We start from the raw sequence: 13076 nt of genomic DNA, 5'->3' as shown, positions 1-13076 counted from the left end.
AGCAGATGATCACACGCTCGAAGCGCCTGGCGGTCCTGGCCACGGCTCTCGTGCTCGGCGCGGGACTCGCCGCCTGCGGCTCGGAGGAGCCGCCGGGCTCCTCCGGCGGGAAGACCTCGATCACCTTCTGGGACGACAACGGCGGCCCGGCCCGCACCCCGGTGTGGCGGCACATCATCGCCGAGTTCCAGAAGGCCAACCCGTCCGTCGAGGTGAAGTACGTCGGCATCCCGATCGCCCAGGCGCAGCAGAAGTACGACACCGCCATCGCCGGAGGGGGCCTGCCCGACGTGGGCGGCGTCTCCACCGCGATGCTGTCGAGCCTGGTGGCGCAGAAGGCGCTGGAGCCGGTGGACACCCGGATCTCCGGCGGCGCCCTGAACGGCGTGCTGAACGAGCAGGTCCTGGCCACGGTGAAGGGCACGGTGCCCGACGGCAAGACCTACCTGGTGCCGATGTCCACAAATATGGGCGTCTTCTGGTACCGGACCGACTGGTTCAAGGAGGCCGGGCTCGCCCCGCCCGAGAACTGGGCCGACTTCTTCGCCGCCACCGAGAAGCTGACCGACAAGGACGAGAACCGCTACGGCTTCACCATCCGCGGCGGGGCGGGCTCGATCGCGCAGATGCTGGAGGTGGTGTACGGCCAGTCCGGCATCACCGAGATCTTCGACGCCTCGGGGAAGGCCACCGTCAACGACCCGAGGAACGTGGCGGCCCTCACGAAGCTGGCCGGGACGTACGACAGGGTCACGCCCGAGGCCGACGTCAGCAACGACTACACGAAGATGGTCGCCCAGTTCGACGGCGGCAACATCGGGATCATGCAGCACAACCTGGGGTCGTACCAGGACCACCTCAAGACGCTCGGCGCGGACAAGGTGGCGGCGATGGCCGTGCCGAAATCCGACAGCGGCGTCCAGTCGATCCTGTCCAACCCGGTCTCGGGCATCGGCCTGTTCGCCTCGGGCGAGAAGAAGGACGCCGCGTTCAGGTTCGCCGAGTTCGCGGCCTCCAAGGCGATGAACAGTTACTGGTCCGAGAAGACCGGCGTGCTCCCGGCCAACACGCAGGTCGACGACGAACCCTGGATCTCGGGCCTGCAGCACGTCTCCACGGCGCTGAAGGTGCTCAACGACCCGGCGACCAAGGTCGTGCAGATGCCGTACCACCTGCCGGAGTTCAACGCGATCACCAAGACCGACATGGAGCCGGAATTCCAGAAGGTCCTGCAGGGCAGCCTCGCCCCCAAGGACTTCCTGGACACGTTCGCGGCCAAGCTGACCGAAGCGCAGACGTCCTACAGGCAGCGCAACGGCGGCTGAGCCGTCAAAGCGGGGCGGGCGCGCCCATCCCTGACCTGGGCGCGCCCGCCTCCACCATCCGGAAGGCTCTCGGGGGCCGTACGGAGCCTCCCTCCCACCTGACCTGCGGAGGAACACCCGTGAAACGAGCCGTCGCGCTCACCGCCCTGCTGTCCCTGGCGATCCTCGCCGCCCCGCCCGCGTCCGCCACCGCCTCGCCGGAGATCGATAAGCGAAGGCCCGACCTGGGCCGCCAGACCCTGCCCGCCAACGACGGCTGGGCCGCCGAGGGCACCGGAACCACCGGCGGCGCCGCCGCGCCCGCGTCGAACGTGCACGTCGTCTCCACCCGCACCGAGCTGGCCACCGCGCTCGCCGCCCCCTCCCCGAAGATCATCTACGTGAAGGGGACGATCGACACCGACAGGACCTGCGCCGACTACGCGACCGGCGGCTACACGCTGGAGGCCTACCTCGCCGCGTACGACCCCGCGGTGTGGGGCAGGGACGCCGAGCCCTCGGGCCCGCTGGAGGACGCGCGGGCCGCCTCGGCCGCCCGGCAGACCGCCAACATCAAGCTCAAGGTCGGCTCGAACACCACCATCGTCGGCCTCGGCAAGAACGCGCGGATCCGCGGCGTCAACCTGCACGTCGACAAGGCCGACAACGTCATCATCCGCAACGTCCTCTTCGAGGACACCGCCGACTGCTTCCCGCAGTGGGACCCGACCGACGGCGCCGAGGGCAACTGGAACTCCCTCTACGACAACATCTCGGTGACCGGCTCGACGCACGTGTGGGTGGACCACAACACCTTCACCGACGGCGACAACCCGGACTCGAACCAGCCACGCTACTTCGGCAGGCCCTACCAGGTGCACGACGGGCAGCTCGACATCACCAACGCCGCCAACTTCGTCACGGCCTCCTGGAACCGGTTCTCCGGCCACGACAAGACGATGCTGATCGGCTCGACCAACAACCCGGCGAACGACTCGGGCAAGCTGAAGGTCACCGTCCACCACAACCACTTCGACAACGTGCTCCAGCGGCTCCCGCGCGTGCGCTTCGGCCAGGTGCACGTCTACAACAACTACTACGAGATCCCCGACGCCTCGACCTTCGAGTACGCCCTCGGCGTGGGCGTGCAGTCGCAGATCTTCGCGGAGAACAACTTCTTCCGGCTGGGCCGGGCGGTCGCCCCGGCCGACCTCCTCTACAACTGGGGCGGGACCACCCTCACCGCCAGGGGGAACGTGCTCCGCGTCGGCGGCAGGGTCGCCCCCGTCGACCTCGTCGCCGTGCACAACGCCGCCTACGACCCCGACCTCGGCACGGACGCGGGCTGGACCCCCGTCCTGCACACGGCGATCGACCCGGCCCGGACGGTGGACCGCTCGGTCTCCCGGCACGCGGGCGTGGGCGAGATCCGCTGAGGACCGTCACACGCGGACGTGGGCGAATCAGTCGCGTATCGCCGCACGCGAGCGTGAACGGACCCCGCTGAGGACCGCCGCACGGCCCCGGACGGCCCGCGGTGGCGTCCGGGGTCCCTGACGGACCCGGCGGATTCGCACGGAGACCGGTGGCCCCCGGAAACCCGGCGAATCCGGCGGACGTCGAGGGACACCCGAGGACACCTGGGGACGCCTGAGGACCCCCTGGTACCCCCAGGATCACCGCGGGACCCGGTGGACCCGGGTGGCTCGTGAACGACGAGCCGCCCGGGTCCGCCCGTTTCAGACCGGTTCCTCTCTCGTCGTCAGGCGGGTGCCGTGAACGTGTAGGAGCCGGCGCCGAGCCGGAAGACGGCCGTGCCGCCCTCGTACCCCATGGGCACCGCCTCCGCCGGGCCGGTGACCGCCGCGGCCGAGGTCGCGGGGACCCGGACCGTGGCCGTGGCGTTCGCCGGGATCTCCACCCGCAGCGTCAGCGTCCCGCCGCCGATCGACCAGTCGCTGAGCGCCCTGCCGTACGGCGTCCGCAGGTCGGATTTGCCCGAGGTGAGCCCGCCGCCGGGGCGCGGCGCGATGGTGAGGCGGCGGTAGCCGGGGTCGCGGGTGTCGGGGCCGAGGCCGCCCACCGTCCGGTACAGCCAGTCGCCCACCGAGCCGAGCCCGTAGTGGTTGAAGGAGTTCATCCCCGGGTCCTGGAAGGAGCCGTCGGTGCGGATGCCGTCCCAGCGCTCCCAGATGGTGGTGGCCCCGCGGCCGCTCATGTACCCCCAGCCGGGATAGCCGGGCTGCAGCAGGATCTGGTACGCGGTGCCGAGATGGCCGTGGTCGGCCAGCACGGGCAGCAGGTTCTCCACCCCGAGGAAGCCCACGCTGAGGTGGCCGTCACGCGAGGCCACCTTCGCGGCGAGTTTGTCCGCGACCGCCTGGGCCCGGTTCTGCGGCACCATCCCGAACGACAGCGCGAGCACGTACCCGGTCTGCGTGTTGCCCGACACGGTCCCGTCGGCGGCGACGAACCTGGAGGTGAACGCCTGGGCCACCTGGTCGGCCAGGGTGCCGTAGGAGGCGGCGTCGGCGGTCCGCCCGGTGGCCGCGGCCATCCGCGACAGCAGCCTGGCGCTGTACCCGAAGTAGGCGGTGGAGATCAGGTCGTTCGCCGTGTTGTCGTTGACGTTCAGCCAGTCGCCGTAGGTGTCCTGGTTGCGGATCAGGTCGGAGCCCGAGGTGGAGCGCGAGTAGTCGACCCAGCGCTTCATCCCCGCGTAGTGCTCGTCGACGACGCGCAGGTCCCCGTACCGCTGCCACAGCGTGTAGGGCACGATGACGCCCGCGTCCGCCCAGCCCGCCTTGCCCGCGCCGCAGCAGACGTCCGGGACCACGTCGGTGAAGGCGCCGTCCGCGCGCTGCGCGTCGGTCAGGTCGTCGGAGAACTTGTCCAGCAGGCCGTGGACGTCGAAGTTGAACGTCGAGGTCTGCGCGAAGATCGCGATGTCCCCGGTCCAGCCGAGCCGCTCGTCGCGCTGCGGGCAGTCGGTGGGCACCGACAGCATGTTGGAGCGGGCGCCCCACACGATGTTGTGCTGCAGCTGGTCGACCAGCGCGCTGGAGGAGTCGAAGGTGCCGGTCGGCGCGCCCCCGGTCCAGGCGGCCCGGCCGGTGAGGCTCGCGGTGGTCGGCGTGCCGGGGAAGCCGGTCAGCTCCACGTACCGGTAGCCGTGCACGGTGAACCTCGGTTCGTACACCTCGTCGGCGCCGGTCCCGGCGAGGGTGAACCGGTCGGTCTGCCGGGCGGCGCGCAGGTTGGCGGTGTAGATCGTGCCGTCGGCGTTGAGCACCTCGGCGTGCCGCATGGTCACAGTGGTGCCCGCCGGGCCGCGTACCCGCAACCGGTTCCAGCCGGTGAAGTTCTGTCCCAGGTCGACCACCCACACGCCGGGCCTGGGCTGGGTCACCGACCGCGCGGCGATGTCCTGCTGCACGACCACGCCCGGGTCGACGGCCGACACGAGGTTGGGCTTCGCCTCCGCGCGCACCCGCACCGCGCTCCAGCTCGAGTCGTCGAACCCGGAGGCGTCCCAGCCGGTACGGGCGGCGCGGGCGTCGTACTCCTCGCCGTGGTAGAGGTCGTCGGCGGTGATCGGCCCCGGCGCGGTGCGCCAGGACGAGTCGGTCAGCACGGTGGTCTCGGTGCCGTCGGTGAAGCGGACCCGCAGCTGCGCCGAGTACCAGGGCTGGGTGCCGTACCTCTGGCTCCCGGCGAAGCCGAGCGACCCGGCGTACCAGCCCCGGCCGAGCTGCGCGCCGACGGCGTTGTCACCCTGGCGGACCAGCGAGGTCACGTCGAAGGCGCGGTAGGCCAGGCGCTTGTCGTAGTCGGTCCAGCCGGGGGCGAGGACCTCCTGGCCGACCCTCGTGCCGTTGATCCGGGTCTCGTGCAGGCCCAGCGCGGTGACCAGCAGCCGCGCCTCGGCCACCGGCTTGCCGAGCGAGAACCCCTTCCTGACGTACGGGGCGGCTTCGGCGGCCGTGACGTTCGAGGCCCACGGCCCCGAACCGTAGGCGGCGACGACCCGCGCGGCGGGCCAGGAGGCGTCGGAGAAGCCGGGCTGCTCCCAGCCGGACGGGCCGCTCTGCGCGGCCTTCCACGCCGCGTCGGTGACGATCCGGGTGGTGGCGCCGCCGATGACGACCTCCAGCGCGGCGATCGCCCCGGCCGGGGAGACGGTGGTGTTCTGGGTGGAGACGGCGAGCGTGTTGGTCCCGGCCTGGAGGCGGGAGGCGACGTCGACGACCGCGGCGGACTTCCAGGAGTCGGTGGCGCGGGGCGACGTGCTGACCTGGACGCCGTTGACCCACACGTCGGCGGTGTCGTCGCCGGTGACGGTGAGCCTGGCGCGGGTGATCGCCCCCGAGGGCAGCGTGAACTGGCGGCGCAGGAACCGGGTGGCCTGCGGCGCGCTCACCGCCGGGTCGCCCTCCGGGTACCAGATCCAGCTCGCGCCGAACAGGCTGGGCGCGCTGCCGGGCGCGCCGACGAAGGCCGCCCGCCACTCCGTCGCCGGGGCGAGCAGGCCGGTCTCGAACCAGTGCGCCGGGCCCCACCCGGCGGCGCGGCCCTGGGTGTCCCAGACCCGCACCCGCCAGTGGTAGCGGGTCTGGGAGGCCAGCGCGCCACCCCCGTAGACCGCGTCCACCGACTTCCCGGACACGACGCGCCCGCTGTCCCACACGTCGCCGGTACCGGCCTGCGCGCGGGCCTCCGTCGAGGCGACGATGATCTGGTACGCCGCCTGGACCTGGCCAGGGGTGTTCGAGGTGAGCTGCCAGCCGAACCGGGGCCGGGGGGCGTCGACGCCGATCGGGGCGACGCGGCGCTCGGTGACGGGCGCGGTGACCGCCAGCGGCGAGGCCGCGGCGAGGTCGGGGGCGACGACGTCGCTGTTCCAGGGGGTGATGCCGTACGCCCCGGATACGGCGGCGGCGGGCCAGGAGGAGTCGGCGAACCCGGGCTCGGTCCAGCCGGGGACGACCGTCTCGGCGGCCTTCCACGCGCCGTCGGTGACCAGCTCCACCGTGCCGCCCGCGGTGACGACCCGCAGCCTGCCGATCACCCCGGCCGCTCCGGCCGTGGTGTTGCGGGCCGCCACCGCGAGGGTGTTGGCCCCGGAGCGGACGGCCGCGGCGAGGTCGACGTAGAGCGACCGCCGCCAGGAGTGCTCGGCCCTGGGCGAGGTCGCGAGCGGGACCCCGTTGAGCCAGACGTCGAGGGTGTCGTCCCCGGTCGCGACGAGCTGCGCCTCGGTGACGGCGCCCGCCGGGACGGTGAACGTACGCCGCAGGTAGCGGGTCCCCGCGGGGACGGACTGCCGCGCGTCACCGCCCGGCGACCAGATCCAGTTGGCCCCGGCGAGCCCGACCGGGGCGGCGGCCCGCGCCGGGGCGGCGACGGCGGGCAGCAGCCCCGCCACCAGCGCGCAGAGGGCGAGTGTCCAGAGGACGGTGCGTAACCGGCCGGGGCGGAGGGAGGGGAATGGCATGCCGTCTCCTTGCGATCCGTGGGGGGCGAAAAGGCAGGGCGAACCAAGACGGAGTAAATCGATTTAAAGCTGACTGGACAGTAGATCAGCATTTCGTGACCGTCAATGGTCGATTAACGCGACATTTCCGACAGATCTTCACCCAGGTAAAACGTTTTTTGTTATTACGTTTTAATAGGCGGTTAGGGCAAGCCGAAACAGGTCCCGCGCCGGAGCGGCGCGGGACCCGAGCGACACATGCCGAACGACACGAGAGTGTCGGTATCCACCAAGACGCACAGACACTGACCGCCGACACCGTCGACACCGCTGACACCGCTGACACCGCTGACACCGCTGACACCGTCGACACCGTCGACACCGTCGACACCGTCGACACCGCTGATCGACCGCGTCCCGGGTACACCCACCGCGAGCACCCCGGCCAGGCGCGGCCCGCGGCCCGCGGACGAGGCCGCCCGCCCGGCCGTCCGGGTGACGTCCGCCCACCCGCTCTACCCCGGGTCGGCGCAGAGCTGGGAGGTCAGCGAGGTGCGGGCCCACTCCTCCCACGTGTCCGGTGACCAGCCGCGGTCGCGGACGAAGATCAGATAGAGCTGCGGGCTGAGCAGGCCGAACAGCAGGTCCGCCGCCATCTCGACGGAGAGGCCGGGACGGGCGTCGGGCTTGCCGGTCAGGGCTTCGGCCGCCGCGTGGTGCACGGTGTAACGCGGGTCGGGGCCGTCGGGCCACTGCGCGGCGATCTCAGGGTCGGTGGCCGCGGCAGCCGTGATCAGCGGCATGATCGGAGCGACCCGGCCCAGGATCTCGCGGGTGCCGCGGACGTGTACGCGCAGTTGCCCGGACGCGGTGGGCTCGGCGCACGCGGTGCGAAACCACTCACGATCCATGGTGGCGACAGGCTCGGCGTCCCCGGCGATGGACGTGTCGACGACGTCCTTGAACAGTGTGCGCTTGTTGTGGAAGACGAAGTAGACCGTCTGGACGGCCACCCCCGCGCTGTCCGCGATCTCCTGCAGGCTCGTCGCCCCGTAACCCCGCGCGACGAACAGCTCGCGAGCCGCCTCGACGATCTTTTCACGGGTGTGGCGTGAGCGCTCGGCCCGCTTGTCCGGCCGCTTGACCCTGTCCATGTCACGAGTATAAATATAGAGTGTGCCACTAGAGTTCAACTCTAAATTGTTGGAGGAGACGATGGACCGGCCCACCACCGCCCGGAAGCCGGGCACGGAACCGGCCTCACCGCGGCGAGACCGGGAGGAGGAGACCGTCCACCGCGCACTGGAGGGCTACTACCGCGCCGGCAAGCCGCCATGGGACACCGGCGTGACGCCGCCCGAGCTGGTCGCCCTGGTGGAGGGGCACGGCGCGCTGCCGCCCGGCCGCGCCCTCGAACTCGGCTGCGGCACGGGGACCAACGCCACCTACCTCGCGCGGCACGGCTGGGAGGTGGCGGCCGTCGACCTGATCGACCGCGCCGTCGACCAGGCCAGGGAGAAGGCCGAGGCGGCGGGAGTGACGGTACGGCTGCTGCACGGAGACGCCACCCGCCTCGACGAGCTGGACGTGCCCGGCCCCTTCGACCTGTTCTTCGACCTGAGCTGCTACTGCGGGATCCCGCTGCACCGCCGCGACGCCTACGCCGCCGGGCTCACCCACCGCGCCGCTCCCGGAGCACGGCTGCTGATGTTCGGGTACGGCCCCGAGCCGCTCGGCAACCCGACCACCGAGATCACGTCATGGGCGGCGGGCGTCACGGCCGACGAACTCCACGCCAGATTCGCCGGCTGGGAACTGCTCGACGTCACACCGGGCACCAACTCGGTGCCGACCTTCTGGTTCACGCTGCGCCGCGACGCCTAGCAGTACTTCGTCAGGTCGGTCCGATGGGCAAGGTATGTCGCGGTGGCGGTGGGACACGCATCGGCCGGATCGTCCACGGCGTCATCCAAGTCGCCTGAGATCGCCGAACAGGCGTCCACTCTCGTGCCGCTTGGCGACACAGAGCCGGAACGGCTCCGAGCCGATCTCCGGTGGGGCCGGAGATCGGCGGAAATCCGGGCGTCGAAACCGTCAGGCACGTCCCTCGACGAGGATCCCGTCGACCCGGCGCGGGATGCCCAGCGGGTTGTCGTCGCGCAGCTCGGGCGGCAGGAGCGCGGCCGGCCAGTCCTGGTAGGCGGTCGGCACCAGCCACCTGCGGATCGCGGCGGCGCCGACCGAGGTGTGGGCGGCGGCCGTGCTGGCGGGCCAGGGACCGCCGTGGTGCATGGCCCAGCGGACCGCCACCCCGGTTGGCCAGCCGTTCCAGATCAGCCGTCCGGCCTTCCTGAGCAGCACCTCCGCGCTCCCCCGCGCCTCGGCGGGGTCGGTCGCGTGGATCGTCGCGGTGAGCGAGCCGTCCAGCCTCTCCAGTACGGCGGGCAGGTCCGCGGGGTCGTCGTAGACCACCACGAGGGCGGCCGGGCCGAAGCACTCCTCCACGAGGTCGGGCAGGTCGGCGGCGAACGTCGCCAGGTCGGTGACGAACACCTGCGGGGTCACCGCGAACGCCCCCTCCCCCGGCTGCCCCTCGGCCAGCGGGGTGAGCTTGCCGAGCCTGGCCAGCCCGCGCAGGTAGCCGCCCTGCATCCGCTCGGTGAGCATCGGCCCGCCCACGGTTCCGGAGACGGCCTCGGAGACCGACACCAGGAGCTCGGTGTCGTCGGGGACGAACACCAGCCCGGGGTTGGTGCAGAACTGGCCGACGCCGAGGGTGAGCGAGCCGGCGAACCCCTCGGCGAGGCCCTCGCGGGCGGCCGAGGGCAGCACGACGACGGGGTTGACACTGCCCAGCTCGCCGTAGAACGGGATGGGGTCGGGACGCTCGGCGATGAGCGCCTGGATGGCCTTGCCCCCGGGGATGGAGCCGGTGAACCCCACGGCCGCCACGGACGGGTGCCCGGCCAGCCGCTTGCCCGCGTCGAGCCCGCGGACCAGGCCGAGCAGGTCCGGGTCGGGCAGGGCCCGCCGGATGATCTGCCACGACAGCTCCGAGGTGGCCGGGTGCCCGTCGTGGGCCTTGACCACCACCGCGCATCCGGCGGCGAGCGCCGAGGCCGTGTCACCGCCCGCGACCGAGAAGGCGAACGGGAAGTTGCTCGCCGCGAACACCCCGGCCACACCGGGCAGCGGGTGGTTCATCCGCCGCAGGTCGGGCACCGGCGGCTGGGCCGTCGCGTGGTCGATCACCGCCTCCACGTGCCCGCCGTCGCGCAGCACCTGGGCGAAGAGCCGGAACTGGCCCGCGGCCCGCCCCACCTCCCCGCGCAGCCGGGTCTCCCCGAGCGCGGTCTCCGCGTCGGCCGCCCGCCAGAGCTCCTCGACGTTCGCCTCCAGCGCCGCCGCGACCGCCTCCAGCGCCGCCGCCCGGTCCGCCGTACGCCAGGCACGCCCGGCCGCGAGAGCCGCCCCGACGATCGCGTCCACCTCGTCGTCCGAGGTCAGGGGGAAGGGATCGCCGGCGGACTCGCCGGTCCTGGGGTCGATTGAGTGGATCAAAACGAAAGCCTTTCCTCAACGGATCCTGCCACGCCGGACCATCCTCCTAAGGTAAGCGCTTTCCTTACCAGAGACCAACCGGCCGAGGCAGGTACGAAGCAGCCGTCCTCTCCCTCTACCCTGGCCGATCCCCTACGTGCATGCCCCGCCGATCCCCCTCAGAACGCCGCCGTAGGTCATCTTCGTGCCGCCGGGCCGGATGGCCACCTTTCCGGACGCGCGCGAGGGGCGCGAGGTGACGAGTCAGAACTCCGACCCCGGGCTTTCACGGACATGCCCGGATCACCGCAGGAAAAATCTGTCGGTTCCGGCTGATATCCATGATCACCCAGTGTTTCCGATCATCAGTGGAGCCGTGTCATGACGCCAGCGGGCAGATGGGACTACCTGGACCCGGCCACGAGGGCCGCCTACCAGCGGTTCGACGAGCTCACCGAGCGGGGACTCGACCCCGGCCCCGACGTCGACTGGCGGGTCTACGGCACCTACGCGCAGATGAGGCTCTGGCTCGGGCCGGAAGGCGGCCACGACTACGACGAGCGGGTGCTGCGCGTGGTCCGGTCGGTGGCCGGGCGCGACATCGACTTCACCTACCAGGAAGCGCACTACCTCATGGAACGGACGGGGTACTGGGTGCGGCTGGGGCACACCCGCTACGAGGAGCTGTTCCGGATCCCGCTCGCGGCGGTCCGCCGGTTCGACCACCGGCTGCGCCGGGACCTGCTGCGCGGGCTGATGTCGGCATCGCGGCTGAAGGACGCGCGGGCGCTCCTGGCCGGGCAGGTGACCGAGCTGCTCACCGAACCCGCCGAGCACGGCCCGGCCGGGGCGGTCCGGACCGAGATCGGGGACACCGACCCCTTCGCCCGCATGCTGGCCGAGGAGTACGGCCCGCGCCTGGCCGAGGTGCTGCCGCTGTTCCGCCACTGGAACACCGCCCGCTCGACCAGACCCAGCGCACGATGGCTCAGGAACGCCTCACGGATGCTCACCCCCGGCGCCATCGCCCTGGTCCGCGAGCTGCTCACGCGGCTGGTGGCCTACCGGGGTGGAGAACGGGTCGTCCGCCACGGCGACGAGGAGTGGCGGGACAAGGTCTTCCTCAAGGAGGAGACCATCGTCGTGGTACGCGGCATCCTGTGGACCTGCCAGGTCATCGACGAGCGCTGGGTGACCTCGCTCGTCACCGACGTCGCGATGACCTGCGGCACCGGCAGCAACGGGATGGGCTCCACGTGCCGCTGCGAACCCGTCACCAACGCCGCCGTCGGCGTCCTGGCCCGCAGGGGCGGCCTCGACGTGATCGTCCCGCTGTCCAGGATCCAGGCGAAGGTGCGCGCGAGGTCCGTACAGAGGAATCTGAGCCTCGCCCTCGACGCGGTGGCCGACGAGAACGGGCTGACCCGCGAGCAACTGCTCGACCGGACGGTCCCCACCTTCGGCCTGGACACCGACGGCGTCCGCGAGGAGCAGATCGGCGACTACCGGGTCAGGCTGTGCGCCGACGTGCCCGCCCTGCGCTACGTGAACGCCGCCGGCAAGACCGTCAAGTCGCTGCCGAAGGATCTGCGCGCGGAGCTGTCCGATCTGCGGGCCGTCCTGAAGGAGCTCAAACTGGCCCAGGCGGCCGAGCGGTCCCGCCTGGAACAGGCGATCGTCCACGAACGGACGTGGCGCTGGAGTGAGGTGACCGAGTACTTCCTCGACCATCCCGTCACCGGCCCCTACGCCCGCACCCTGCTCTGGCAGATCGCCGGCGGCCCCGCGGCCCTGCCGGTCAAGACCGCCGACGGCTGGGAACTGGCCGGCCACCGACCCGCCCCCGACGCCGTGGCAGGCCTGTGGCACCCGATCCACGCGACCGCCGACGAGGTGGCGGCGTGGCGCGACCGTCTTCTTGAGAATGGTGTACGCCAGCCGTTCAAGCAGGTCTTCCGCGAGCTCTACCTGCTGACCCCCGCCGAGGAGCGGACCGGCACCTTCTCCAACCGTTTCGCCGGCCACGTCCTGCGCTACGGCCAGGCCCGGACCCTTCTGGGCCAGCGCGGCTGGACCGGCCGGTCGATCGGCAACTGGGACTACGTGAACGGCGGCGACCAGGGCGAGGTGGTGCGCGACCTGGCGGGCTGGCAGGCCCGCTGGGCCATGCACATCGTCTCCGCCCCCGGGGAGGGGACCACCATGCTGTGCGCCACCGAGGGCATCACCTTCCACCGCGACGGGCAACCGGCGTCGATGGCCGATCTGCCGCCGCTGGTGCTGTCGGAGATCCTCCGCGAGGCCGACCTCGCCGTGGGTGTGGCCTCCGTCGCCCGCGACGACCAGGCGCTGACCGGCCACGAACGCTACTGGCACTCCCACGGCTTCGGCGAGCTGGCGGAGACGGCCAGGACCCGGCGCGAGGCGCTGGTACGGCTGCTGCCGAAACTGAAGATCGCCTCGCGGGTGGAGCTGACCGACAGATTCCTTCTCGTACGGGGTGACCTGAGGACGTACAAGATCCATCTAGGGTCGACGAACATCCTGATGGAGCCCAACGACACGTACCTGTGCATCGTCCCGGCGAACGGGCGCGCGGCCGGATCGGAGTTCCTGCCGTTCGAGGACGACGGGGGGACGCTGTCGGTGATCCTTTCGAAGGCGTACCTCCTGGCCGACGACACGGCGATCACCGACCCGACGATCACCCGGCAACTCGGCTGAACGACCGTCGTAGGGTCTCGCCGCGTCGCGATCTC

At 71.6% G+C, this 13076-nt stretch carries 7 protein-coding genes; 4 read left to right on the top strand and 3 right to left on the bottom strand.

Annotated elements, in window-relative coordinates; translation table 11 throughout:
- Positions 1–5: 5 nt before the first annotated feature.
- Positions 6–1325: an ABC transporter substrate-binding protein gene (locus tag ACFYWM_RS31045; protein ID WP_389920789.1), complete on the top strand. Its 1320-nt coding sequence runs from the start codon at positions 6–8 to the stop codon at positions 1323–1325.
- Positions 1326–1444: 119 nt separating this feature from the next.
- Positions 1445–2740 carry a polysaccharide lyase family 1 protein gene (locus ACFYWM_RS31040; RefSeq protein WP_389920787.1) on the top strand — a complete coding sequence of 432 codons (1296 nt, stop codon included), beginning with the start codon at positions 1445–1447 and terminating at the stop codon, positions 2738–2740.
- Between the two features lie 326 nt (positions 2741–3066).
- On the opposite strand, the gene ACFYWM_RS31035 is transcribed toward ACFYWM_RS31040, so the two are convergent.
- Both ACFYWM_RS31035 and ACFYWM_RS31030 read right to left on the bottom strand, forming a co-directional pair.
- Complete coding sequence (locus ACFYWM_RS31035; RefSeq protein WP_389920784.1) at positions 3067–6798, bottom strand: family 78 glycoside hydrolase catalytic domain; 3732 nt, start codon at positions 6796–6798, stop codon at positions 3067–3069.
- Between the two features lie 494 nt (positions 6799–7292).
- Positions 7293–7931 carry a TetR/AcrR family transcriptional regulator gene (locus ACFYWM_RS31030; RefSeq protein WP_389920782.1) on the bottom strand — a complete coding sequence of 213 codons (639 nt, stop codon included), beginning with the start codon at positions 7929–7931 and terminating at the stop codon, positions 7293–7295.
- A gap of 61 nt (positions 7932–7992) precedes the next feature.
- Between ACFYWM_RS31030 and ACFYWM_RS31025 the strand changes: the two genes are divergently transcribed.
- Positions 7993–8661, top strand: coding sequence for a class I SAM-dependent methyltransferase (locus ACFYWM_RS31025; protein ID WP_389920780.1), 669 nt, complete (start codon positions 7993–7995; stop codon positions 8659–8661).
- A gap of 210 nt (positions 8662–8871) precedes the next feature.
- Here ACFYWM_RS31025 and ACFYWM_RS31020 read toward each other — a convergent pair whose 3' ends face one another.
- Positions 8872–10338, bottom strand: a complete 1467-nt coding sequence (locus ACFYWM_RS31020; protein WP_389920777.1) for an aldehyde dehydrogenase (NADP(+)) — start codon at positions 10336–10338, stop codon at positions 8872–8874.
- A gap of 360 nt (positions 10339–10698) precedes the next feature.
- Here ACFYWM_RS31020 and ACFYWM_RS31015 point away from each other — a divergent pair, with 360 nt between their 5' ends.
- A complete protein-coding gene (locus ACFYWM_RS31015; protein WP_389920774.1) occupies positions 10699–13041 on the top strand; it encodes a DUF4132 domain-containing protein in 2343 nt (780 codons plus the stop codon).
- The last annotated feature ends 35 nt before the right edge of the window (positions 13042–13076 follow it).

Source organism: Streptosporangium sp. NPDC002721 (genome assembly GCF_042888905.1).
Taxonomy (GTDB): Bacteria; Actinomycetota; Actinomycetes; order Streptosporangiales; family Streptosporangiaceae; genus Streptosporangium.
This window is presented reverse-complemented; position numbering and strand designations above follow the sequence as displayed.